Consider the following 26,951-nt stretch of genomic DNA (forward strand, 5'->3'; position numbering starts at 1 on the left):
TTCTCACATAAAAGTAAATTTCGGGTTTACACTAACGGCGAAGAATTAATTCGTTCTTTAATCATCCTCAAGATTTTTTGAAAGTTTTGTATCATTTCATCATCACTCATATTATCCACCAAAGGGCTGTAAAACTCGGGAGCTAACCCATGACCATTGAAAACACTTATCCAATTCTCCTCTTGAAATGTTTCATCCTCGCGGACCGACGCGTAACCACAACACTTAAAAATATCAATCTTTTCTTTTAAAATATGAGGTAATTTAAGGTTTTTACAGGCAGTCCAAAACAACTCATCCCTGGAATTAAGCGCATAATGAACAATCTGAAAATCCCTCAAGTTCTCTATAAAAGAATGCATTTTTTTGTTATAAACATCCCTTTCATTTTGATATTCGTTACTGTTTGGAAATAGCTGTTTGAGCATAACCATACTTATAACTAACGAGTGCTCTTGCAGTGCATCCAAAGGTTCCATACTTGCTGCAGCAGTTCCCACAGCTAAACAGTTCCCAATCCATGGTCGGCTTAGCATGCCGCATTTAATAGGTCGCTCGACTCCCTGTGAAATATCCACACCTACACGCATTTTCATTTCTGCCACAACACCGGAAAAATCTGTATGACGGGAAGAATAGAGTGTTTGAATGGCCGTTCTGTTGTTTAACGGATATAGACCACACCAGCCACTTGAAAACGCAGTGACCTGACTAAATGCTGGAGCAGGAGATAAAGGAGCGCTGGATGCAGTAATGATTCGATCACACAGGAACCAATGTTCCCAACTTTCAAAATTATTATCCGTTAACGAATTTATCAATAATGCGTCCGCACCTGATGCATCAATAAAAAAATCAGCCTTAAGAACCATTCCGTCATCCAAGCTTAAAGAATCAATCACATCATTGTTTCTATTAATCGTTATGATATTTCCATTCTCTCGTTTTACCCCTACTTCCATCGCCGCCCGGGCGATTGCATTGACATATTCAATAGCGCTTAGGTGGTAGCCATACGCTAGATGAGAGAAGTCGGCCTGCCCAGTGCTAGCCACAAAGCGGCCATGCTTGGCAGCCGCAACCCCCAGAGAAAAATCCTCCAAAGGAAGTTTCAGCCCATTGTTAACAGCTTTCATCCAATACTGAAAGAAATCTACACCATTAAAATTTATACCCAGTCGATCGTAGGCATGGAAAAATTCTGGCAATTCCGGGTTCCAACCCGTAAATCTCTGACCAAAAAAAGGGCGAGCTTTTGCGGTTTGGCGTAATTTATCTTCATTAGCGCCTAGCGTTTTGTGTAACATTTTGTAGCTAGGGAGAACTGCAAAAATGTCATGCTCTGTTAACAGCGTCCCTAGCTCCACTAAAGTAACTTCGTATGAGTCTCTGGACTTATCGAGTACATACTTAAGGAAAAAGGCTGTTATCCACGCATCCAAGTCCCGCCCAACGATTACAATTTTTTTAATTCCATCGTTCATAAAAATTACCCGTCATGTGGCGGCGTTACAGTACTGTTTGATGAAATGCTCATGAGTTGAAGCAGCCTGCAGCCCTTTATCAATCATACCGCTAACCTCTGCGAGTATCGGCTCGATCTTTTCTGTTGGAATAGATGAGATAAACGGATCAACGCCCTGCTGGAAAAGTCCTTGACCGTGAAAAACAGCGAGCCAACTGGGCGTACTGAATAAGCCATACTTGAAGCTTTCTGAATAACCGCGACGCTTGAATAAATCCATTTTTTGCATAAGGCTGTCTGGCACTTTCATAGATCGACAATGCCGCCACAATTCTGAATCAGTGCGATCATTTAAACGGTAATGCAGAATAAGAAAATCCCGTATCCGCTCGTACTCATTATCAATCAACCGATTATATTCATCGGATAAGATAGATAGGTTTTTATTTGACTGGAAGGAAAAGACACGCAATAAACAAATAATCGCTATATGTATTAGATAAATACTGGTTGACTCTAGCGGCTCTAGAAAGCCACTTGATAAACCAATAGCAACACAATTTTTTTGCCAGGATTTTTTATACCGCCCCGCTTTGAATTTAATAAATCTAGGATCGGTCAAGGGTTTTCCAGCAAGCCCTTTAAGCAAAGAATCATGGGCCTGATCATCGCTGATTAGATTGCTACAATATACATAACCATTACCAGCTCTGTGCTGTAGAGGGATTCGCCACTGCCAGCCAGCTTCTTTTGCAGTTGACATAGTGTAAGGAGGAATGTCTTTTGGCTGCTCAGACTGCATAGCGACTGCTCTGTCGCACAAGAGCCAATGAGACCAATCTTCAAATTCGGATTGTAGATTTTTATGTAATAACAGGGAGCGAAAACCCGAGCAATCGATAAAAAAGTCGCCACTCAACGTTTTTCCATCACGAAGAAAAACAGCAGTAATGTTGCCTGTATCAGGGTCATTGTTAATTGCTTCAACTATGCCATTCACACGCAATACACCAGCGCGTTCACTTATCTCGCGCAAATAGGCAGCGTAGAGCGCGGCATCAAAATGGTAAGCATAAGAAAAAGTACTTTCAATCTGGCCCGAATCTTTGGAAGGAAATGTAAACTGGTTGCGCTCGCACAATTGCACAGCAAAGGAATACTTTGATATATCGGGGATGGTTTTTTTTGAAGCCACATGAGACCAATACTGGTAAAAATCCGAAGAGTTTTTCAAGCTGCCATACAAACCAAATGGGTGAATATAACTAGCCCCTAACCTGCCCCAATCATTAAATTGAATACCGAGCTTAAAGGTCGCCTGGGTGCGCCTCATCATTTCAACTTCATTAATACCTAGCTGGTCATTGAAGCTTTTTATAGAGGGCAAAGTAGCCTCGCCTACACCAATACTGCCAATCTCTTCCGACTCAACCAGTGTTATTTGAAAACGTGATCGATCTTTATAAACTGAGGAAATAGCAGCCGCTGTCATCCAGCCTGCTGTACCGCCGCCCACAATTATTATTCTAAAAGGTTGTTGCATCGCTCGTGCTCCAGAAAAAACTGGAGCTACCGTTACAAACGGTAGCTCCATGGACAACTAACCTAGAATTGCGCCCGGAGACCCAGGGTATAGCGAATATCACTTTGATTGATGGAATATTTCAAACGCTTTCCACCATCTTCGCTATTTTCCATTTGTTGTGTCAGTACTGCTTTTTGATCCGTCAAGTTACTACCGGATAAACTCAGCTCAAACATATCATTGATGCGATAACGCAATGAAGCATCCAGTTGGCCGTAATCATCCTGCCAAACAGGTGTGCCTATACAACAATCCTGAACGGTGACGAGATATTCAGCGCGCCAGTTATAGGATAAACGAGCAGAAAACTTATTACGCTCATAGAAAACACCGAGGTTATAAGCATCTTTAGACATGCCTTCTAACTGATCGACTTGCACACGATCAGATGCACCACTGGAGCCGCTCGAACCATTTTCAGAGGAACTATTTACACCGGTATTCTCGATGCCCTTATTTTCAACATAGGTGTAGTTCGCCTGAATACCAAAGCCACTCCAGAAACCTGGCAAATAGTGGAACAAATGCGTTCCTTGAACTTCAAACCCTTGAACCTCTGCACCATCGCCATTAATTGGACCAGTAACTACAACATCTTTCGTGACGCCGTTATTAGTCATTTTGCGGAAATAGGTTCCCGTCTGGATGTAATCGTCAAATGACTTTTTATACAAAGCCAAAGAAATACTGTTAGGCCCTGAATAGTATTCGAAACTGATGTCTGCCTGATCAGCAATAGTCGGTTTCAAATAGGGATTGGCAGCACTTGCGGTGTAGGCGACATTGGCACCCACAATTTCTCCACTAGCGTCCTTAACCCACAAAGATCCTGTTTCGTCATCCACGCTGGGTAAATTCGAACTAACGGTAATGTAATTTCTCAAGCTACCAATATCTGGTCGAGACATAGCTCGTGAAAGAGCAAAGCGTGTAACAAAATTATCGGTCACATCGTATTTGATGTTAAAGCTCGGCAACACATTGTGATGCGTTGCTTTGGAGGTTCCCAAGTTACCGCCATTGTTCATAAACGCAATCTCATCAGCGCCTAAATAACAGGTAACCGTAAATGGAACCGGGGGACGGGTTTCTGGAGCGTCTGGATCGGTTGGAGTAGTCTCTTCACATGGACGGCTTTCAAGATCGTACTCAGGGAATTGCTCTCCACCCGCACTTGCGATTTCAGTTTTAACATAACGAGCACCAATGTTGCCACTTACAGGGCGATCAAACAGTGTGAGGTCATTTCCACCAAAATCGATCTGAACATAAAATGCTTCAGTCTCTTCCGATACGTTTAGTGACTCGTTCGGACGGAAACAAGTCCCCTCTACTTCTGTTAAGCGACCACCCAAATTAGAACAGATTGGATAAAAACCATTAACCGGTTGGCCAGTCGCCATAGCGCTGTTAGTGTATTTCCAATCGCGCATAGTGCTGGTGTTAGGAAATACAAAAAAGTTACCACCATCAGCAATGCTTATACTGCCGTAGTTAGACTTCCAGGTATCCACAACAAAAGCATCTTTGTATCCGTTAAAAGTGTATTCCTCGCCGTCATAAATTCCAGTATGTGCTGGGCTGTCGATGTTGAACCAGCCTGCATTCTGATTCCAGGAGGTGGACATAGCTTGCCAGTTACCGGCCTGATTCACTTGTTGATCACGATCAGCGTATCGCACACCAGTTTTAATACGCTCAACAAAACCGGAATCTACGTCGTAAATTAAATCTACTTTTGTGGCAAATTCTTCACCGTTATTATCGCCAAGGAACTCCAGCACACTGGTGGGATAATAACTATTAGGATTGGCAAATATGCCTTGCCCAGCGTCCAGAAGGTTAACGTTGGTAGGCGCGTTCAAAACGACCCTGTTGAGGTCATGACGCAAGTCAACTTCTGGATTTGCCCACGTGTTGAAACCTGTATTGACTCGATACTCATCCAAATCAGAATTTACATGCTGCACATCAAAATTTGCACGGAATTTATCAGTCACATTCCATTTAAAATTCAAACTAATATCTTCGGTAACACTTTTGGAATCGCTCACATCCGCATTGGTGCTGAGGTTGCCACCAATAAAATCCGTTACAACTGCGCCTTCACCACAACCAGCCCATGAATCCAGACTAGCGCAAGTCTCAACCAAGGCTTCACCGTTTGCATTGGCCGCAACCAGTTTTGAATCATTATTGTTAGCGCCCCACCAACCGTGGTTTTGCACAACAGTGCCGTGGGAAAACAAACCATCTTCAGCAAAAGTAAATGCGTCAGTACCCGGAGCAGGTCGAATAATTGCACCAGAACCAGTGCCACCCTCTTTAATCTCGAGGAACAAGCTGTCGCCGCCACCAAGACCAGCCCAACCCACGCCGATACCACGCCCTTCAGATGTATTCTCATATTGGGAGCGGTTGTATTGTAGCGTTGCGAGGTAACGGCCTTCGTTATCCTGCCACTGGAAAGCTAAGGCGGCGCCATTGCGCTCACGGCTGTATTGGCTATCGCCAAAGGAAACACCTTGGGGAATAAAATAAAGCGAGTCTTCAGCGTAGACATCCCGGAAGCGGTTGACGCGAGCCATTCTGGAGCTTTGCGATGTAGCATCCACATCGGAATAGGCAAAGTTAGCCATCACACCAAATTCACCGACGTCTGTATCAAAACGACTGGTATGTATACCTGAAAGCTCCGGGGTGCTGGATTTTGACAAGTCACTGTAGTTAGCGCCTAAGGTGACAACATTTACGCTGCTATCGCTATCAAAAGGCAGGCGGGTTTTGAGATTTACAAGACCAGAAATACCACCTTCGATCAGTTCCGCGGTTTGGTTTTTATAAATATCCACACCACCCATAAGCTCCGGGGATACATCACCCCAACTCAAACCGCGACTTGAATCTGCACTAAAAGTATCGCGCCCATTAAATTCACTGCGCACAAATGGTAGACCGCGGATGATGACGCCAGATGGCTCCACGGAGAATGCGCCTGTATCTGTTCGCGTAGCAAAGCGCTCAATCATTACACCAGGAACACGCATCAAGGCTTCGGCAACCGATTTATCCGGGAAGTCTCCCAACTCATCTGCTGTAATGGAATCGATTACAGTATTAGCATTTCTCTTTAACTCCTGGGCAGATTCAATATTCCGGCGAATACCAGAAACAACGATCTCCTCAATATCATCATCTTTGGCGCCCGTAGTTTTGGAATCGTCAGCCGCATAAGCCGCAGAACCAATCGCCATAATACTTGCTGCAAGTAGTGTTTTCTTGAACCGACCATAGTTATAACTATTGTTATTCGACATCTCTAAATACCACCTAATTTATGTTTATATGGTTGTGTCGCTCTCCAAGTCCAGGGCAAGACCTCAAGCAAGGTTCTCGACCTTGCAGAAGGTTTTTGCCATACCTGGGAAACCAAAGGGCGCTTAAAACTTCTTTTGCCCTTCTACACAATTAGGCGGGTTTTATATAAATCCTGAATAGCGTGTTTTCTTAAATTTTTTTTAATTTCAAATATATGAATAAAAATTTCAAAATTTGCTATTTTTTCAGTCGGTTCTTCACTTTCAACACAAACTTGTGAGAATAAAAGTTACAAATAAACAGCAGAGGTTGAAAATCCGACCAAATTCATCTCGTACAGAGAATGCGGAAAATTGTCTATTTAATCCATTTTTTAATTTATTGTTATAAAAATAAAAAATATTGTTATCGTGATAAGCGATTTTGGTTGGAGATTCCATACCTCATCATTTTCCAGCAAGCTGCATAGACCCTACCCTTAACCGCGCATTAGGCATCGCTTGATTAATAACTGGATTTCTCGATAACCCCATCAACTCAACAATTGATTTAGCTCCAAAGTAATCTGTTCAAAAGAAAAAGGCCCGCTTTGTTTATAAAGCGGGCCTGTTACAACGGCTTTTCCAACCCCAATCAATAAAGCTTCTACCAATTGTGGTTTTGTGATTGCCGGTGGGCTGCGATTAAACAATTGGAAAGGGTCATAGCTCTGCTCCACAAGAAAGGCAAAACACCTGAAGCCGGTGCACGCTGGGTTCCATACTTATGGAATTGGGCGTGAGATGCACGGTGTAGGTGAGTTCACAGAATTAGCATGCCAGTTTTATTATGCAACCCCAAAGAAAAAGGCCGACTTCATACATGAAGTCGGCCTTTAGGAAATGCTAATTATTTTGCCAAGGTAATAGTGGCACTTTTAATGGTAACTGTTCCTGCCGTTGCGAAGAATTGAAACCCGAAAACTGCTGCATCTGCTACATCATTAAACGCTCCCGAACAGGTAAATGTTTGATCTTGATCTGCAATTATAGGAGTAGATTGTTGCATGCATACCCATTGCTGCCCGCCAACATCATCCCAATCGCCATCTAAAGCAAAAAATTGGAAAAATTGAGTATTTCCGTTATTGCGGTCAGTCACAAACACTTGATCAAAATTCAACACTACTTCAACTGTCGAGCCATTCATATTTATTGGCGCACCAAGCCCGATCTCAGCAGCTTGGCCGCTTGCACTTAATGTGAATTGAATATGAGTGGCAGAGTCATTTTTAACTACACCATTGCTCACACTCCAATTGCTCGGACTGGTATCCAAGACAATACTATTGCTCGCACTGGATGATGAGCTGCTAGAGGTGCTGGAGACTTCTGTTGACGAACTGGAGCTGTTCGCTGAACTGGACTGACTACTCGATGAACTACCGTTCAATTTACCAGAGCCTATTAATAGCCCATCAAGCACTTGTTGATTATTGACAGCCGGAGTACCGCGCTCAAACACCTCGCCTGTATCCCAAAAGAATGGCAGCATGCCATTTTCAATTGACGCTTGGGTGACATATTGAGCGTAATAAGCGCGCGACGCGAGATGCTTGGGATAGTCAGAGCAAGCTTCCTCAGAGCGCGGCCTTGCAGCGAACTCTCCTAACACAACGGGGATGCCTTGGTCCGCAAATTTTGTTTTCATTTGGGCAAATTTCGCATCAACAAACCCCTCTTCCTCGCGAGTCGAGTTGCGAAAAGTATCCGTTTCCGAATGGTTGCCTTCACCCCAGTAACAAAAAAACTGTAAGGTTCCCCAGTCAGCCACTATATCTGCGTCCTGGTTGGTAAAACTAAATGGGTAAAAATGCACCTCAGCCATTTGGCGACCCGTTGCAGTGTCGGATGGCATAACAAACCAATTATTGGTAGCCAGATCAATGTCGGTTTTTGGGGCTTGGATTATCAACACGCGATAAGCGTTTTTACCGCCGGTGGAACGAACCGCATCGACAAATGTTTGGTGATACTCATCAAGAACAGCAACTCTTGATGCAATCACAGAGGCTGACTCGTTGTCATTAGATGTATCAGGCTCGTTGGCGCTCGCAAACATGACATGTTCATCGAATTCGCGCAGATGTGTGGCAATTTGTTCCCAATAAGCTTTTTGTTTGGCTTTTACCGCTTCTTTCTTGGTTTCAGATTCAGCGGCTTCGTGAAAACTTCTCTCCAACCAGCCACCATCCCAATGGATGTTAACCATTACGTAGAGCCCATTATCCACCGCATACTGCACCACTTCTTTCACGCGATTAAGCCAAAAATCACTGATTTTTCCAGTAGTTTGATCAGCGTACTGATCCCAGGATACGGGGAGCCGAATCGCGTCAAAACCCCTGTCCTTGACCAATTGAATATAAGCCTCAGAAACCTTCGGGTGGCCCCAGCAAGTCTCTCTCTGTGTCAATTCCAGCTGCGGGCAATTCGTTGCTTCCATTTGGTTTCCAACATTAATACCCAGCTTCATTTTGGCAGCCAACTGTACCGCATCACTTTCCATGCCCGTCATATCAGGAGCAATGGGATTAGTGTTGTAACTGGGGTAAAGCGCAGCGCTGGCCGATGAAGCGGCAAGACTAGAGGAGCTTGCGATTAAAGAAGAACTTGTAAGACTGGATGAACTTGCTTCAATCGATGAAGATGAAACAGCAATGCTGGAAGAGCTTGCCACAATCGAGGAAGTTGCAAGGCTTGATGAACTTGCATCCGCCGACGAAATGACAATAACGGATGACGAACTCATAGCAACCGATGACACAGCGAGGCTGGATGAGCTCATATCAACCGATGAAATAGCAAGGCTCGATGAACTGACATCAGCGACTGAAGAGGCAAGACTAGACGAACTGGCGTCGACCGATGAAGCATCAACACTAACTGCGCTCGACTGACTGGATACCGACTCAACCATTGACGAGACACTACTCGAACTGGCACCCGAGCCTGATCCTGAACCGCCACAAGCAGAAAGCAGCGAGGCAATACTTAGCACTAACAATGCATTTATTGTTTTCATAACAGGGATCTCAATACTTATTATTAATAGATGTGCGATCAACCGTACAGCAAGTACGGTTGATCGCAGCCTATTGAAACCCCTGGTAATACTGATATCGCTTTTCGGAAAAAGGTTACCAAAAAACAAAAAGTGGAAGTTTTTTTAACGTTAGTGGTAGTTTGACAAGGGGGCGATGCTGCCCCCGATTAATAAACACACGCTTCCTGTTTATTCTTCACAAAATAGCTTTTGAAATTCTTCGCGGTCTTATCCATACAACCTTCCAAATTCAACAAGCTTACGCGGCGAAAATCTGTAGGGTGACTCTCTGCTTGCAGGGCGATGTAACCACCGCTGTTGGGTGTGCGGTCGTCCCATTGCAAACCGGTGTATTCCAATACTTTTTTGCCGTTAATAAAGTGTTCGGCTTTTTCGCTGCCGTGAACTACCAACTCGGCAGTTACCCATTGCTCACCGTGGAAGGTGTCGCTATTGGAGTTGATGATGTGATCTTCGGTAAATTTGCCGTTGTAAACCACATGGGTACCGGGGGTACACAGGTTGCCGGTAGTGCGCGGGTTTACGCCATCGCCACCCAACAATTGGTATTCCATGCTGCCGGGGAAATCCTGCTTAACGCCCATAGTTTTGGGGTCTTGCGTGTGATACATGATGCCGTTGTTGCGGTACGCCCATGCCGGGCCATTTTTAACCTGATCACCCACAAAACGGTACTCCACTTTCATACGGTAATGGGAGTATGGGCCGCCGTTGTAAAAAATATGACCGAAGTGATTATTGAATTCTTTGTACTGGTCATAGCGCATTTTCATAATGCCGTCTTCGACGCGAAAGGTATTAAACGCATTGTCGTTCAACTCAAAGCCACTGATTTTCACGCTCCAGTTACTTAAATCCTTACCGTTGAACATCTCAATCCATTCTTCTTTGTCCGGGTCATTTACGGCGGTTTTTGCGGGGGCGGCTTGTACCGAGCTTGCCACTGCACACAGCAACATAGCTGCCAGCAGGTGTTGTTTGAATCCTTGGATTGTCATAAATAGCTCTCTTTCTGCTGTGATGGATATTGTTATTAATATGCTTATTAACACTGAGAGCAGAAATCTAAACCAATTATCGGATAAATGGCAGGAGATTTACAAAACCAAACTAACCACAGAGACCAGCTATACAAATCCAACACGCAAGCCCGCTACACAAGCCAGGCATCGCCATAGAGCTGATCGTAACTGGGCAGTTTTACAATGTCGCAGCCAACGCTTTTGAGGAAGATCACCTGCCCTTGCGACAAATCCCGCCCGGCGTGCAGGTAATAAGCGGCGCGGCGCCGCGTGGGATAGGTTTTGAAGTATTTGGCCCGCTCGATCAGCAGCCAGCGCAGAAAAATTTCCGAGGTATCCAACCCCAGGCCAACAAACACCAGATCATTATTAAAAATACACTGCAGCCAGGTGTTGCAGCCGTTCCATTGGCCTTGGTGTTTTTCGGAGTACAACCGCTTATCGCCGCCCTTATGAATTAAAGCGCGTGCGCGCTCAACAGAACCCATGTAATGGCTGAGGCCCAAACGAATACTGCGCGAGTAACGCTTAATACCGTTGATGTGCCAAATCGCAAATTCTTGTGCAGGGTCATTAATCGCTTGCGCTGCAAAGTAACTCGACCAGGGATAAAAATCGGTAAAGCGGACACCATCGGTGTGGTGCAATTGAAGGCCGGCACAATCAGAGAGGGTTTCATCAAAATTCGTGGTTAACACCGGCACCGCGTATTGTTGGGCCCAGTGCATCAGGCGAAGGTGATGTTCTTTTGCTTGCCAGCCATCCAGAAAACAACAAAATTCTTTTTGCAGATTTTTACTCACCGCATTGCTGCTTAAATCCAGCGCGTCATAAAATTCGGTGAGGGAAATGCCCAGCGGGATATCTTTAGGTTCGTCGTGTGTATGCCGTTCCCACAGCTCCAGCAGCATCGCATCCCAAGAGCTAAGCCCTGCATCGCTGTTGTAACGATTAATACCGTTACCGATGATTAACGCCATGTGTGCGTGATTATTTTTTAGCAGGGCTTTCAGGTTCATTGTTATTTTTATCTACAGTGGATATCAATAGCTCACGCCTTTACGCTATAGGCTCGCAAACGCTCTATTTCTGCTTGAGCAAAAGATATTTGTTGTTGCGAAAATTGGTTTAGATCGATATCAGGATAAAGCCCGGAAAAAGCCCTGCTCTGCTCCTCAATATTAAAGCCACCAACCCGATTAAAGTGCTCCCGCAATAACGTTTGTATTGCTGGCACTTTACCGTAAGTATTTTTTAGTCCATTCATTTGTTGGATAAAATCAAGCACACCAGTTTTTCTTGCGCTAAATTTACCAGCCAACTGTAGGTCATGCTGCAATTCCAATAGCAATTCATTAAGGCGGATTTCATCTAAATGAAAGCGGCGATACTTAAAATACAAAACCAATAACACCGCCAATAATACGGCGGGAACACCATAGCGAATAAACTCTGGAAACTGTTGCATCAAATTGGGCAAAGTGAGTGGTAATACAATACCAATACCGTGAGCAGCGCTCCAAGTAAAACGCAATGGCGCTTTACATGCCTGACAAACAAATTCTTCCCCTTGTACTTTTTGTAAATCGCGTGAGCCGCAACAAGGGCATGTACCTAATTTCATTATTGTTTCCTTGTATTAAAACTGTTGGAGGCCGTAATTGCCCCCAATTACTGTTCAGTAATTACCCCGCACGCGTCGCCAGAATCGCCGCAATATCCAGCGGTTCGCGGTACAAGGCAAAATCAGTTTCGCGGGATTGAATGGCAAGGATCGACATGCGATCGGCGAGTTCATTGCCCTGTACACCTACGTGACCATTCACATGCAGTACTTGCACTTTGTCTTTCAGGGTTTGGTGTAGGGAATAAATCTCTTTAATCAACTCCAGGTTTTTAATCTCCCCACCCTTCTTTTTCCAGCCCGCTTTTTCCCAACCTACGGCCCATTGCACAACACACTGAATGGAATACTGCGAGTCAGAAAAAACCGCCGCCGTTTTGCCCTTGGCGATTTCCTCTTTCGCCAGTAGCAAACCTTGGTGTAATGCATTTAATTCGGCGGTGTTATTGGTACCGTTCGGGTCATACAAGCCATACCAAAGCTCAGCGACTTTATTATCGCGATACAACGCCAAACCCGAACCCGCTTCACCGGGGTTTGGTTCACAACCACCGTCGGTAAAAATTTTCACATCCACCGGCAAGGCATTTACTTCTGCCGCATTATAGGTTTTGATCTTCGCAGCAGTTGCCGCACGCCCACCCGTTCCCGCCGTGGGTTTTGCACCACCAAAAGCAGCTTCGGCTTCTTCACGGGTTAAAAATGATTTATACCGCGCACCAGTAAAACCATCGATATGCTTTTTACACGTAGCCCAATCCGTAAAAATCCCCGTCTCGCGCCCAGCCCATACCACATAAAATTTTGAAGCCATTACACTCTCTTTAATTTATTTAACAACGAATACTTACACACTTAATTTATATATCGAACGTAGGTTGGCGCTGAGGAACGAAGCCCAACATGACAATGTAGCGGCCCTACGAAGAATAGATTTTTAATTGAAACCACTTTTATGGAGTAAATTTCTTTTCACATTCTATTAAAAACAGTAAATTTGTGGCAGTTAAATGCAGTGCATAACTTGCAAAATGCTCAGGAATACTTTTAATTTCAGCACCTTGTCCATGGCCGGACTCCTTGTTTCTAACTGTAGGTGTTCCGCTTTCCAATAGGCCTTTGATTGAAGAGAACTGCGTTTGCAGATAGTCAGGTATTAGTTGGTTTGCCAGGCAACTATTGATTAATTTTTGTGCCGCATCACCCTTACCGTAAGGCCAAGTATATTTATCATGGATGGCCTTCATTACGCTCTCAAATGATTTCAAGCACTCATTCATACTCTCCTTGTATCGTTTGTGCCTGTAGTGCTCAAATGCTGACAAAAATTCATCATTTGCTCCTAGGTACATTTCCTCGCTACCAAGCAAATTAAGTACAGGCTTTGCTACATTGGAGTGCAAAAATTGAGAATCAACCCTAATCAATTCACCTGATACATACTGAAACCCAACAGAGGACTCCTTAAATCTCAAGTTCAATTCTTCAATCGCATCATCAGGACTTTGCATTTGAGGAAACTGATAATAGTTTTTCCTCACGTAGCCGTCGATATACCTAATGCTTAACTCAATAACATCCAAACATCTTTCAACATCTTTTTCTTTTAGAAAGAAATCATAAATCGCCTCAAAGTCATCTCTTGCAGAGGGAAGCAATGAAAACACACCATATTCTTTACAGAGCACTTTATGAATCTGCCTATACGCTTCATAGGAATTATGGGTATTAACTCCTATTGTATCGCGCACAATATGAATTAACTGAACACGTAGAGTATTTGGAATTTTATCGTACTGATACACATCAGAAACTTCGCCTCTGTATTTTTTCTGCCTTTTTGAAAAAACATCAATAATCGACATATATTTTCAGCTCCCGTGATAAATTCTACGATCTAATTATTGCTATTAATCTGCCCTACCAACCTCACCGCTACCCACACCAACGCACCCACCGCACTAATCAACACAAACCAAAACAAAATGGTTTTCCAATTGATATCTACTTGGTGACGGGCGAAGGAACCAAGATTAGGGTTCAGGGGTTCTGCGGTTACGGATTCCCATTGCACGTCTTTCCCTGCCATAAGTTGCGAAAATATTTGCGCACTAACGGCTTGGTGGTCGGTGGTGGTTTGGTTGTCTATGGCGATATTGTAGGGGGCGGTGTTGTTGGCGATAAATTGTAAGGTTTGTGTGGTGCGGTGAAAGACCAGCGCGGGTGTGAGTGTGGTCCGCACTAATTCGTTGAGTTCAACACGCCACTGAGTATCACTATTGCTGTAAATACTGATGGCATCGCTGCGCTCCCATTCGCTACCGACTTGGGCGTTAAACCAAATGCCTTGATGCACTAATTGCCACGGTTGTTTGCTGCTGCGACGGGAAAAAACATTGAGGCGATCACCGTATTGAATATTGCCTAAATTCAGGCTCACTTGACTAACCGGAGCGATATCGTCGCGGGTAAATTCCCATGCGGCGACCGCTGAATTATTGTTGTGGCGTTCGCCATGCAAAGCAGAGCTTTGTTTTTCTGCCAAGGCTCCCTGCACTTCCCAGGTGTCAGCGGTGGGTGCGTTGGCAATTTTATCGGTATTTTCAATATGAACGCTGGTGAGTTTTAAATTGTCGCCACCGCGCGTAAATTTTAAGCGCAAATAGGCATATTGCATTTCATTCAGGTTTAGCGCGATTTTATTGCGCGTTAAATACTCGCCCTCTTTCTGCAATTGCACCAGTGTGGTGTTGGTGATAGGTGTCCAGTTGGTCATATCATTGGTGCCACTGACCTCCACTTCCAGATATTGATGCGCCTCGTTAATCGGCCAAAGAATAGCCAAGCTGTCAACACGGGTTCTTACATCGCTCAAATCCACCACATAAAAATCGGTAGCGGCAGTTTGGTTTTCCGCTAAGGGGTTGTTGCCCTTCTCTACACTGACGGAAATTTCGTTATCCGCCAAACGAATAGAGGCGCTGCTTAATATCAACAAAGTTTCTGGCGATGCACCGACCGGCACCGGGAAATAACGCACAGGCGTTTGTTGCGTTTGCACGCTGATTTTTGTATCCGGCGCGCTAATGCGGTACGGCAGCTTATTGCCTTGTTGATCGGTAACGATTAAATCTTTTAATTGTGTATCGGCACTGTAGCGATAAATATCGTGGGTTAAGGTAGTTTGCACATAGCTGCCAGTGGCAGCGTCAATTTTATATACGGGTATTATTTCAGCACTACATACCGCACTAAAACCCAGTGCTATTGCAATTGTTGTTAGATACTTTTTAACGAAATTCATTTTTTACCTCTTATACAAATCGCACATTGGCAGAGTATAAGTTTGCTGTTAGGGGCTTTGTTTCGAAACCCTCAAGTCAGGGACGACTTGAGGGAGCTACAGGGATGTATTCATGCGTTTTCGAAACAAAGCCCCTAATCGCAAACGATTTCGGAGTGCGTTTACTCAGGCTCTACCGCTTTTGCTTTCGCCGGAATCGGTGATAAATAACCAATCAGTAACATTAATGCACCCACGGCCATAAACGACACAACACCTGCCAAGGTACCTGCGCCGCTTAAATCTTTCAGGAATAGTTTTGCGACTATCAGGGCGAGTAAACCAGCGCCGAGCATCCAGAGTTTGCGTTCTTGCAGACGGCGGGAAATATTCATAACTACCAACGCGCAAATCGCCCACAAAATGGAAAGCGACATTTGTACGATGGCAGAATCCCACATTACTGCGGCGACATAGTCCACAGCCGCGTAATGGTGAATTGCACGTAGCAGCACCAGGTTAATCCACACAAAACCCAAACCACCGAGCAAGCCGTAGCGCAACTCGGCGGGTGCTGTGTGCAAATTAATAAAGCCGCGCTTAATGGCATAAGCAACAATCGCTAATACAGCGGCTTGTGCTAAATCCAGCGGGTTGAGTATGGGTAAATAAAATTGATTGGTGATACCGGAATAATGTGAAGCAACAACAAACCAACCAAGTAATAACAGCAACAACGGCGCAGGAATATAATTTTTATAATCCGCCGGATAAGCCGCAAACGGCCAAATGGATTTAGGTGTGAAATACAACAGCGCAACCAAGGGCACAACCAAACACGCAAACCACAATACCGCCGCACTGGTGCCATACCATTGCATAACACCCTGCCAGTGACTTGCCTCCCAATACACCAGCGTGAATAAAAACCACGCGCTTAAAATGTGCCACACACTTAATAAACCGCCGGATGACAATTCGCGGCGGCTCCATAAAAAGCGATATTGCACCGCAATAAATAAACCAAGCGCCAGTAAACCCCAACCCTGCGAGGGATAAACGCCAAAACCGATAAATAAGCCTTCGCCAAAATTACGCAGCGCCCAGAGTGACGTTAAAGGCAATAACCAAAAACCGAGCGACGCCAGTGACGGCCAACTTAATTTTTTACTTAACCCCATTACACCAGCAACGGAGACGGCAAAAAAACCAATCAGCGCGGCAAAATGTTGCTCGCCCGCCACATGGGCACTTAACTCCATATAACCCGCATGCAACCACCACAGCCACGCAATAATTTGCGCAACGGATGCCAGGTGTTTTTCGCTTGAGCGCAGCACGGAAATAAAACGATCTGCAGTGAAGGCAATCGCCAGCGCGGCGACAGACAGGATCAGCAAGCCGATAAAATCACCGCGAATAATGGGCAAGGAACCAGCACTAATACCGTCAATCAGTAATGACACCGCCGCTGCGATATACAACAAATAACCGGCACAGCGCGGTAGCAATCGCTGCTGACGCAAACCGACCCAAATTAAACCGGCGGCCTCCAGGGCCCAAGTTGCAGATGTCCACTGCGCGTCTAACGCCAGCGGAATGGTGAGCGTGGCAAAGGTCACACCCAAGGCAATAAATGATTCAATCAATACACGATGGGTTTGTTGGTATTTTGCCCAGAGCACGCGCGCCAGCGTGATATAAATTATCGCCAGAATTAATGCACTAATCGCCAAGCCGTATTCAGTGTGTTTAAGCAGCGCGGTTTGCAAACCAAAACCGACAATCGGCAAACCGAACACCAAACTGCCATCCACCAAACCTTTTAAGTTGGGCGGTTGTTTGAGTGAGAATAAAATCGATACGCTTAAATAAAGCGCAAAAAATGCGAGCAAAAACGGTTGGGTGCTGGCATATAAATGCGGCTCGTATTTCAGCACGCCCCAGAGCGAGGTAATGACAAAGGTAAAAACAAAGCCGACCCAATTGAGCAAGCGCCAGGTTTTAAACCAGGCAATGGCGAGAATGCCGAGGTTAAGTAGCAGATAAAAACTAAATAGCCCGACATGATTCCCGGAACCGTCCGAGGTGAGAATGGGCGCAAGAAAACCACCAGCGGTGGCCATTAGCGCCAGTACTTGTGCATTTTGGATAACAGCGAGTAGCACACCCAGCGCAACAATAATCAGCATTAATACCAGCGCAACACCAGTAGGCATCAGTGCATACATTTTGGCCGCCGCAAATACCGTGAGGTACAGCGCACCAATACCACCGCCCTGCAATACCAGCCCGTAACCACCCTCACGGTCACGGGTTTTCCAGCCGAGCCCAATTAACACCAATGCAATGGCAGCCACTATCGCCATGCGTAATTCCAGCGGAAACATGCCTTGGTTCGCGGCGTACTTTACTAAAAAACTCAAACCAAAAAACATCACTACCATGCCGATACGCACAATAGGATTGCCTTGGGTGAAAAAATCCTTGAGATATTGCTGCAGTTTTTCAGCGGCTTTTTCCGCTGCATTGGGCTGGCGAGGCGGGCGCTCATAGCGCGCCGCTGCGGGTTGATAAACAGTTTGTGATTGCGGCACTGTTGTTTGACGTGCGGCAGTTTGTGGCGGCAATTGCGGTTGCGCCGGCGGCAACTCAATACCATGCTCCTTTAAGCGCTCATCCAGCAGAGTTTGGTGTTGCGGAGCTTGTTGCAGCGGCTCCTGCTCTGCATTAACAGGCGACACTACCGACACCGACTGTGCAGTAACAGGTTGCGCAATCGGCGCGGGTGGAATCGGCGGGGATTGCAGTTGTTTTACATCGCGTTGAAGGCGCGTAACCTGACCGCTGAGTTGAATGATTTTGGTGATCAAAAACCCCAGCGCGCCGCCAATCAGCCAACCATTTTCATAAAATGCCGCTTCACCCAAGCCCATCCCGACCAAGGTGAAAATAATCAGTAAAACCATAGAAATTCCTTACGTGTATTTTTATTTATTATCATCAACAAGGACTTGTACCGTTTTCAGCGGTTCCAATACCTTTTCATGCTCCAACTGCCAACCGACGGACGCGCAGAGTTGTTGCATCATTAATTGAATTTGTTTTTGCGCAATTTCGGGTAAATCGCTCGCTTGCGCTTTGTCCTGCATCAGCTTTTTGGCTTCGGCGAGAATTTCGGTGTAATCCTCGTTATCAAACTTATTGAGCAAGCCTTGGTTGATGTCATAGAACTTGTAATCGGTATCGATAGAAATAATTTCAGGGTCGGCAAAGTGCTCGATAACCAGCGTGCGGCTTTGGTGATCGCGACGAAAACGCATTTTGGCAAAATCGTAACCTACCGATACTTTTGCTTTAGCGACGACCAAGGCCTTGCTGTTAGTTTTGAAAATGCCAAAGAAATCTTTTTTGGATTTGTGATCGTATATTTCGGTGAAATAACCTTCGGCTAATACCACCTTAAACACCTTTTCGATCCGCTCCAACAGCACAAAGGATTCAGCAGCAACGTCCTGCTTAGCAGGTTTAAACTTTTTGGCGTAGTACCAGCTAAATGCCTGCCAGGCTGCAACCCCGCCAATCAACATGGCCACTATAAAAACGAGGAAATCCATCAGGTTAGTCCTTAATTAACAAACACTTGTCAGCGACAAAAGCACACTCGAAGTCGCAGCAGCTTAAACGGGCTTGGCGTCAAAGTCTAATTGCCGCAGCCGAGGCTTGATAAGGTAGAATGCAACCCCCGTAACGGCATAGCCCGACGAGATTCCATGCCCGACTTTACTGCCACAACACCTCACATTATTCCGCTTGTTTATCAACCAGACTCGGCCCACTGGTTCGCTCTGGTGCGCTATTTACCACATGCTGTCTGGCTGGATTCCGGCCGCCCGCAGAGCACGTATGGGCGCTTTGATATTATCGCCGCTGCGCCGCAGTGCTTGGTGGAAACACGTGGCGCGAACACATCCATTCGTTACGGTGATGGGCGCACAGACGAATCTGCACTGGATCCGTTTTATCTGCTCAAGCAATTTTTACCTGTCGATCAATTACCCAAACACTCAAATAGCGACCTGCCTTTTATTGGCGGCGCACTTGGCTATTTTGGTTACGACCTCGGCCGCCGTTTGGAAACCATGCCTAATCTTGCTCGAAATGACATAGCGCTGCCGGATATGTCGGTCGGCATTTACCCTTGGGCGATTATTCAGGATCACCAGCATAAAACCGCTTGTTTAGTCATCAACACTGAGCTGGGTCAACGGCTTGGCGGTGCTTATAACTTTTTGGAAATCGAGCAGCTCTGCGCCTTAGCCGCTAAAAACCCAGCGTTCCACGAAGCTATAAATTGCATTAAGAGTGATCAAAAATCGTTCAAAATCAGTGAGTTTGAAAGCAATCTTAAAGTAGAAGAATACCAACAAGCACTGGCCAAAATTCACGACTACATTCGTGCGGGGGATTGTTATCAAGTCAATTTTGCCCAACGTTTTAGCGCTGAATTCAGTGGTGACCCGTTTATTGCTTATCGCGTATTACGCGCTGCACTGCCCTCGCCCTTCTCGGGTTTTATGCAATTGGAGGCTGGTGCGGTGCTGAGTTTATCGCCCGAGCGGTTTATTCAGGTACGTGATAAGTGCGTTGAAACCAAGCCGATTAAAGGAACGATCAAACGCGGCGCGACTCCCGAAGAGGATGTCGCCAATGCCGAATGGCTACAAAACAGCCTGAAGAATCGCGCAGAGAATGTGATGATTGTGGATTTACTCCGCAATGATTTGAGCAAACACAACGCGCAAGTACGGGTACCCACACTCTGTGAACTGCAGACCTTTGCCAATGTGCATCACTTGGTGAGTACCGTGACCGGCGAGTTAAACCCCAATGCCACCGCCCTCGACCTGCTGCGCGATGCCTTTCCCGGCGGCAGTATTACTGGCGCACCAAAGATTCGCGCCATGGAGATTATCGAAGAGTTGGAACCCACCCGCCGCTCGCTTTATTGCGGCAGCCTGGGATACATCAGTGCCGACGGCCAAATGGATACCAGCATCGCCATCCGTACCTTGGTTTGTGACGGCGAGAAAATCCACTGCTGGGGCGGCGGCGGCATAGTTGCAGATTCAGAAACCGAACAGGAATACCGCGAGTCCATCGCTAAAGTAAAAGTGCTGATGGATACACTTGAAAAAGAGTTTGGTTCTTAAATTTGAAGCCCGTTTTCGAAACACGGACTCTTCTTTCAAAAACGCATGAATACATCCCTGTAGCTCCCTCAAGTCGTCCCTGACTTGAGGGTTTTGAAAGAAGAGTCCGAATTCCGAAAACTCAGTGCCAATTGCAAAACATCTACCCCATCAATAGAGGAGAAAATAATGCTTATCCAGGACCATCAAGTCGACCTGAACACCCCTACCGGTGTTATGCGCTGCTATGTCTATCACCCCAAAAACACCCCCGAAACCGCCGGTAAAAAATTCCCTGCGATTATTCTTTACTCCGAAATTTTCCAACAGACCTCTCCGATCCGTCGCAGCGCGCAAATTATGGCGGGCCACGGTTTTATTGTGATTGTTCCGGAAGTGTTCCATGAGTTAAACCCCATCGGTACCGTACTGGGTTATGACGATGCCGGCCGCGATAAAGGCAACGCCGATAAAGTCGCCAAAACCCTGGAAGCACACGACAGCGATACTCAGGCGATGATCGATTACGTGCAAACACTGGATTATTACTCCGGCAAAATCGGCGCTATGGGTTTTTGCTTGGGCGGTGGTTTGGCGTATCGCGCGGCCATCAACCCGGCCATCGCGGCCACTAGCTGTTTTTATGCAACGGATATTCACTCCGGCTTAACACCCTCCAACCCCGGCAATGAAAGCCTGACTCGCACCGGTGAAATTAAAGGGGAATTGCAGATGATTTGGGGCAAACAAGACCCGCATATTCCGCCGGAGGGGCGCGCAAAAGTTTATGCCAACCTGGTTGCGAAGGGAGTGAACTTCACTTGGCATGAGGTTAATGGTGTGCATGCTTTTATGCGCGATGAAGGCGAGAGATACGATGCAGAGTTGCAGCTGTGGGGTTATCAAACAGCACTGGGCATGTTTAAGCGAGTGCTGTACTAGTAGCCATAGTGACAAAAGAGGTGTCACGCTATGGCTCAACCATAATATTTTGTAACAAGATCATTAGATGATCGTCCAAGTGAAGTGGGTATTGAACTAAACGTTAAAACACCTGATTCACCTTGGAGTTACGATGAAAATACCAACTCAAAAGAACAACAAAATCCTTACTGAGGTCCGGCCGGTAAAAGCGTTGAATTTAGCCACTTCGCAGATAACTTATTGATATACTTCATTATTTAGGTGACCGACCCCTGCCTACGGCAAAGAACTTTGGAGCTGTTTAAACTGCCCTTGAATCACGGCTTTTTCCAGAAGAATCACCTTGTTCTCGTCGGACAGAAGCTCCACTTTATCTTGGGAGGCTTTGAGTCTGGTATTGGCATCTTCCAACGCTTGCGATAATACGGCCACGTTTTTCTCCGCTTCTGCTTTCATGCTCGTAATCACTGCCACTTTTTCAGTTAGCTCGTCATTTTTATGTTGGTATTCTCGCATCCCTTTCGAGGCTTCTTCAGCATTACGTGTCAGGCTTTGAATATCCTCAATTTTTCGGCTTACTTCACTGCTTAGGGAAGCGTTAGTCTGCTCAAGTTCATCTACTGCTCTTTGGAGCTTCGCGTTTGCATCAGACAGTCCGGATTCTCTTGACGCAGCTTGAGTGAGCTGGCCCTGGAGGTTGTGGACTTGATCGTGCAACTGCTGGTTGGTCGCTCGGAATTGATCGCGTTCCTGTTGACGGTCTTCGGCGGTGCGCTGTTGGTAGTGCTCAAAATGATCGCGAATGTCCCGGTTTTCCTGCCTAAGCTCAGTGACGGTTTCTTTCAATTCAGTGAATCGTGTGATCGCTTCATCCCGCTGGGATTCCGTCTTGGCAAGGTTGACTCGGGTATCTTCCAGAGACTGACTTTGCTGACGTTTTTCTTCGTTAAGCAGTTCTATCTGCTTTTCCATGTCCTGCTGCCGCGAAGACAGCTGCACTAGGGTGCTGTTTGCTTCGGTTAGTCGCTCCTGACGTTCGTCATTCAACGTTTCAAATTCCTGCCGGGCCTGCTCGATGCGTTGGTCGGCCATTTGTTGCACCCGTTCGTGCAGGGATTTCACTACGTCCACCAAGTCATGTGGCAGTCCACTGACCTCGGCATCACCGTCGTTGTCTGACCGCCAGCGCTTCAATAACGGAGCGATGGTGCTTCTGCTCCCCGTACCCAGTTGCTCGCGCACCCGATCAACCGTGGGCTCTTGATCCCCGGCTTTGATGGTTTCTGCGGCTTTAGTAACATCATAGTAAGTCACTCCTGCACGGGCCATTGTAGTTCCTCTTAGATTATTTAGTAACGTAATACGTATTACATAATATTACATTATATTTGTCTATTTTGATACAACTTGAATTGCTAAACATAACCTTCGATAATGAATGTTATCGCTTGTTAAACTGATCAATCAAAATTTCCCTATGTAATATCAGTACATAACCGCCTTTCCCGCGGCTCCGTCAGGAACTCAGCTCATGAACATCAAACCGCCAGTAATCGCTAATGATTTGTCATTTCGTAACGAGGAGCCGAGCCCAATTGCGCGAACGGAATCAGATTCGCTCCGTCATTATCTTCAGATGGCCACGTCTGAAAACACTCGTAAGGCCTATCGTTCTGCCATCCGGCAATTTGAAAGATGGGGCGGACGTTTGCCCACAGATAGGGACATTGTCGTGCGCTATCTGTTGGCTAAAGCCGAATCACTAAACTCCCGAACTTTAGATCTTCACCTCACTGCGATTAGCCAATGGCACCATCACCAGGGATTAACTGATCCAGCACACGATCTCCTCGTACGCAAAACCATGGATGGGATTCGCCGTACCCATGGACAGCCAAAACGTAAAGCCAAAGCGCTGCGACTGGAGCACATTGCGCAAATGGTAAATCACCTGCGACAACAACCCGATAATCAAAAAAAATACCGTGATATTGCATTGATATTAACCGGGTTTTTTGGGGCGTTTCGCCGCAGCGAGCTGGTTTCGATTCAGGTACGGGATCTTGTGTGGGAACCGGAAGGACTGATTATCCGTTTGCCTCGCTCCAAAACCGACCAGCAGATGCAGGGGCTAACCCGAGCCCTGCCTTTTGGCACAAAGGGCTGCTGTCCTGCTACAGCCATTAAGGATTGGGTGGACATTGCCGGTATCAACAACGGTCCACTTTTCAGGCCGGTCAACCGATGGAGTCAGGTCCAAACAAAGCCGCTGAACCCAGGAGCAATTAACGATTTGCTTAAAAATCTGGGCAAAGCTTGTCAATTCGACTTTCTTCCAGACCTCAGTAGTCATAGCTTTCGGCGTGGACTGTCCACATCGGCGGCAAGGGAGCGGATAGATTTTGAGTTAATCAAAAAGCAAGGCGGATGGAAAAGTGACGCAACAGTGTGGGAATACATCGAGGAGGGCCAGCAGTTTTCCGATAATGCCGCGCTCACGCTGATGGAAAAAATGACTCAATTTATCGTCATTCCGTGAGATTGCATAGCCACCGACCCAGTCCAGGGTATCTCTGGACTGGGTCGGTGGCTATGACAAACAGATTGCTATATCCTCAATGAGCTTCACTATCAGGTGCCCCACAGGTGAGAATTCGTTCCGGTTATAAAACATTTGTGCTTCTGACACTGCTGCTTTGGCTGATGACCAGCTGGACCGGCGTGCACGGGCACTATTGCTTTGATGGCCAGGAACCACCAATTTCCATTCATCTCGACAATATCGATACCCATGAAGAACATGATGCAGACAGTGCACATGTTGATATGGATATCGATCTATCCCAATCAGTGGTCGCCAAACTGCTGAAATTCGATGCAACATTGGCGCTATTACTGGTTGCCATGTTTGTGTTTTTGGTATTGCCTCGATCCGCATTTTTCTTCCCTGCTTCTCAAACCGCCCACCCACGTCGCATTGTAGGTTTACGCCCGCCGCCGCGCGCGCCTCCCGTCACTCCAGCCTGATTACCCATAACGCCCCTTTTTTTGACAGGGGTAATTCGAGTATTTCCATTGTGCTTCCACGTGCTGCGCCGGGAAATACCTATATGGCTGGAGCTTTCTATGCAATTTATCCATCGGGCATTAACCGTCTCGGTTATTGCCATTACCTGTAGTGCCTATGCGGCGTCCTCAGCTGCACAATCAACACTCACGTTGAGTGAGGCAGTCCGGGCAACCCTGCAACAAAATCCTCAACTGGCGGGCTATACCTTTAAGGTCAATGCCTTGGCCGGAGAAAAACAAACTGCCGCGCTGCGGCCCGAGTATCGCATCAGCGCTGACCTTGAGAATGTCGCAGGTACCGGCGAATTTAGCGGTACCGATGCCAGCGAACTGACCATTTCATTGTCATCCGCTATTGAGTTGGGTGGTCAGCGCGATGCGCGCATGAATCTCGTTACCGCCCGCCAACAGCAACTGCAATCTACCCAACGCCTACTGACGTTGGATGTGATTACAGCGGTGACTCATCAATTCATTCAATTACTGGCTGCGCAAGAACAACTGGCGTTACAGGAAGAGGCGCACCAGTTAATCCAGCAAACCCTCAGCTCACTGACCAGGCAGGTTCAGGCAGGCGGTACAGCAGAGAGTGAACTCTTGCGCGGAAACGCCGCACTGGCGCGCTCCAAAATTGCCTTGCAACAAGCCCGACAAATAGTCAGCAGTGAGAGAGTCAAACTCAGCGCTTATTGGGCAGATTCCTCGCCGGATTTTACAGCGGTAAAAGCCGATCTTTATGCGGTTCCAACGGCAATGCCGTTGCCGACGTTGTTGGGCAAGCTGTCGGGCAATCCGGATTTGGAACAATTAACCAAAGAAGTAGATGTTCGCATAGCCGAAGTGCAACAAGCGCGTAGCGAACGACGCCCCTCCCTGGAATGGAGTGCGGGCGTTCGTCGTCTTCAGGCTTCCGAGGATTCCGCTGTCGTGCTTGGCTTGAGCATGCCTTTAGGTGCAGGCAGTAGAGCCGGTGGCGCAATCACAACCGCTAATGCCAATCAACAAAGTGCTGAACTCGAACGAGACAGCGCGCGAGTGCAATTAGAGGCTCAGCTTATCTCCGCTTATGAGGCCCATCGGCAAGCGATTGATGAAGTCAATGTGTTGCGTGACGAGGCCCTTCCTTCGCTAAAAAAAGCCATGCGCAGTACTGCCAATGCATTTGACCGGGGGCGCTACAGCTATCTGGAATTAAACCTTGCGCAAAGCCAATTGCTGGATGCCCAGCAAGCCTTGGTAGAGGCCGCTGCCCGCATGCAGGAAACCCGTATTGAGTTGGAGCGAATGATTGGCTCCCCCCTGAACGAACAGAATTTTGAGGTTAACCCATGAAAACATCGAACAAACATCTAACGAAACCTTCATCCAAAAATTTGCTGAAATCCGCTCCGGGCGTGGTTTTAATTTTGGCACTGCTATTGGTGATGTTTTTGGCCGATATTTATATGGCCAGTGCAGCAACGAAGAGCGACGATCACCAACATCAAGAGGATGAACACACAGAAGAGTCCGGTTCACATGGCCATGGGAACGATGAGAAGCACGAAGATGAAGAGGGAACCAGTCAAATCGAAGACGCCATGGCACAAACTGTGGGTATTGTGACGGAACGCTCTGGAGAACAAACACTTCATCAAACCATTCTTACCTATGGGCGATTAACCACAGCTCCCGAACAAACCAGCCATGTGCGTGCACGATTTTCCGGTGTTGTAACGTCGGTACAGGTAACTATTGGTGAGACAGTGGCAGCCGGTGATCTTCTGGCTGAAGTTGAAGCCAACGAGAGTTTGAGGAAATACAGTATCCGCGCACCCATTGCCGGGATGATTGTGCAACGGCACGCTAATTCGGGCGAGGTGACAGGAGATCAAATACTGTTTTCAATTTCGAGCTTCGACAACTTGTGGGCCGAGTTGCGTATTTTCCCCTCTCAACGTTCCTCTGTTGCTATCGGGCAAGAAGTTTTTCTGAGCATAGGCGAGCAAAAAGTTAAAACAAAAATTGAGCACCTCCTCCCGGCAGGTGACGAGCAGCCGTATCTCATTGCGCGCGCAAAACTAAGCAACGACCTATCCATGCTCTCTCCAGGTTCAATGGCAGAAGGACGTATTGTTATCGATGAATTTAACGTAGACGTAGCGGTAAAAATAGATGCTCTGCAAATCCTGGGAGGGCGCACCGGGGTTTTTGTCAAACACGGTAATAAATACGAATTTATCCCCTTGATCGTGGGCCGAAAAGATGACAGCTATGCCGAGGTCATATCTGGCCTGAAACCAGATACAGAGTACGTAACCCGAAACAGCTATCTCATTAAAGCTGACATCGAAAAATCTGAAGCCGAGCACGAACACTAAGGGG

General features: G+C 46.5%; 19 protein-coding genes. 6 read left to right on the forward strand and 13 right to left on the reverse strand.

Annotated elements, in window-relative coordinates:
• Positions 1-26 precede the first annotated feature (26 nt).
• From NNX04_RS03860 to NNX04_RS03915, 12 genes are all read right to left on the reverse strand, one after another.
• Positions 27-1,484 carry a tryptophan 7-halogenase gene (locus NNX04_RS03860; protein WP_261947574.1) on the reverse strand — a complete coding sequence of 486 codons (1,458 nt, stop codon included), beginning with the start codon at positions 1,482-1,484 and terminating at the stop codon, positions 27-29.
• A gap of 12 nt (positions 1,485-1,496) precedes the next feature.
• On the reverse strand, positions 1,497-3,008 hold the full coding sequence (locus tag NNX04_RS03865; protein WP_261947575.1) for a tryptophan halogenase family protein: 1,512 nt from the start codon (positions 3,006-3,008) through the stop codon (positions 1,497-1,499).
• A 62-nt stretch (positions 3,009-3,070) separates the two neighbouring features.
• Positions 3,071-6,367, reverse strand: a complete 3,297-nt coding sequence (locus NNX04_RS03870) for a TonB-dependent receptor (RefSeq protein WP_261947576.1) — start codon at positions 6,365-6,367, stop codon at positions 3,071-3,073.
• A gap of 889 nt (positions 6,368-7,256) precedes the next feature.
• Entirely contained in the window at positions 7,257-9,431 is a 2,175-nt protein-coding gene (locus NNX04_RS03875) for a cellulase family glycosylhydrolase (RefSeq protein WP_261947577.1), read from the reverse strand.
• A 188-nt stretch (positions 9,432-9,619) separates the two neighbouring features.
• Positions 9,620-10,471, reverse strand: coding sequence for a 3-keto-disaccharide hydrolase (locus NNX04_RS03880; RefSeq protein ID WP_261947578.1), 852 nt, complete (start codon positions 10,469-10,471; stop codon positions 9,620-9,622).
• Positions 10,472-10,626: 155 nt separating this feature from the next.
• Positions 10,627-11,514: a hypothetical protein gene (locus NNX04_RS03885; RefSeq protein WP_261947579.1), complete on the reverse strand. Its 888-nt coding sequence runs from the start codon at positions 11,512-11,514 to the stop codon at positions 10,627-10,629.
• Between the two features lie 32 nt (positions 11,515-11,546).
• Positions 11,547-12,119, reverse strand: a complete 573-nt coding sequence (locus NNX04_RS03890) for a hypothetical protein (protein WP_007641202.1) — start codon at positions 12,117-12,119, stop codon at positions 11,547-11,549.
• Positions 12,120-12,180: 61 nt separating this feature from the next.
• Positions 12,181-12,933 carry a ribonuclease H family protein gene (locus NNX04_RS03895; protein WP_261947580.1) on the reverse strand — a complete coding sequence of 251 codons (753 nt, stop codon included), beginning with the start codon at positions 12,931-12,933 and terminating at the stop codon, positions 12,181-12,183.
• A gap of 139 nt (positions 12,934-13,072) precedes the next feature.
• A complete protein-coding gene (locus tag NNX04_RS03900) occupies positions 13,073-13,984 on the reverse strand; it encodes an STM4504/CBY_0614 family protein (RefSeq protein WP_261947581.1) in 912 nt (303 codons plus the stop codon).
• 32 nt (positions 13,985-14,016) lie between these two features.
• Positions 14,017-15,423 carry a DUF3999 domain-containing protein gene (locus tag NNX04_RS03905; RefSeq protein ID WP_261947582.1) on the reverse strand — a complete coding sequence of 469 codons (1,407 nt, stop codon included), beginning with the start codon at positions 15,421-15,423 and terminating at the stop codon, positions 14,017-14,019.
• 161 nt (positions 15,424-15,584) lie between these two features.
• A complete protein-coding gene (locus NNX04_RS03910) occupies positions 15,585-18,371 on the reverse strand; it encodes a DUF2339 domain-containing protein (protein ID WP_261947583.1) in 2,787 nt (928 codons plus the stop codon).
• A 21-nt stretch (positions 18,372-18,392) separates the two neighbouring features.
• Positions 18,393-19,019, reverse strand: coding sequence for a DUF4230 domain-containing protein (locus NNX04_RS03915; RefSeq protein WP_007641193.1), 627 nt, complete (start codon positions 19,017-19,019; stop codon positions 18,393-18,395).
• 156 nt (positions 19,020-19,175) lie between these two features.
• On the opposite strand from NNX04_RS03915, the gene pabB reads away from it, so the two are divergent.
• A complete protein-coding gene (gene pabB, locus NNX04_RS03920) occupies positions 19,176-20,615 on the forward strand; it encodes an aminodeoxychorismate synthase component I (protein ID WP_261947584.1) in 1,440 nt (479 codons plus the stop codon).
• A gap of 168 nt (positions 20,616-20,783) precedes the next feature.
• Positions 20,784-21,536, forward strand: a complete 753-nt coding sequence (locus NNX04_RS03925) for a dienelactone hydrolase family protein (RefSeq protein WP_261947585.1) — start codon at positions 20,784-20,786, stop codon at positions 21,534-21,536.
• A gap of 258 nt (positions 21,537-21,794) precedes the next feature.
• Here the strand turns inward: NNX04_RS03925 and NNX04_RS03930 are convergent, their stop codons facing one another.
• A complete protein-coding gene (locus NNX04_RS03930; RefSeq protein WP_261947586.1) occupies positions 21,795-22,847 on the reverse strand; it encodes a DNA-binding protein in 1,053 nt (350 codons plus the stop codon).
• A gap of 202 nt (positions 22,848-23,049) precedes the next feature.
• Between NNX04_RS03930 and NNX04_RS03935 the strand changes: the two genes are divergently transcribed.
• From NNX04_RS03935 to NNX04_RS03950, 4 genes are all read left to right on the forward strand, one after another.
• The gene (locus NNX04_RS03935) at positions 23,050-24,057 is read left to right on the forward strand and encodes a site-specific integrase (RefSeq protein ID WP_261947587.1); all 1,008 of its coding nucleotides are present in this window, start codon (positions 23,050-23,052) and stop codon (positions 24,055-24,057) included.
• A 107-nt stretch (positions 24,058-24,164) separates the two neighbouring features.
• Positions 24,165-24,545 (forward strand): hypothetical protein, encoded by a 381-nt coding sequence (locus NNX04_RS03940; RefSeq protein WP_261947588.1) that lies wholly within the window; start codon positions 24,165-24,167, stop codon positions 24,543-24,545.
• A 99-nt stretch (positions 24,546-24,644) separates the two neighbouring features.
• A complete protein-coding gene (locus tag NNX04_RS03945; RefSeq protein ID WP_261947589.1) occupies positions 24,645-25,919 on the forward strand; it encodes a TolC family protein in 1,275 nt (424 codons plus the stop codon).
• Positions 25,916-26,947 carry an efflux RND transporter periplasmic adaptor subunit gene (locus NNX04_RS03950; RefSeq protein ID WP_261947590.1) on the forward strand — a complete coding sequence of 344 codons (1,032 nt, stop codon included), beginning with the start codon at positions 25,916-25,918 and terminating at the stop codon, positions 26,945-26,947. The genes NNX04_RS03945 and NNX04_RS03950 overlap by 4 nt, the downstream gene beginning before the upstream one ends.
• Positions 26,948-26,951 lie beyond the last annotated feature (4 nt).

It is taken from the genome of Cellvibrio sp. QJXJ, assembly GCF_024452345.1.
Classification (GTDB): domain Bacteria; phylum Pseudomonadota; class Gammaproteobacteria; order Pseudomonadales; family Cellvibrionaceae; genus Cellvibrio.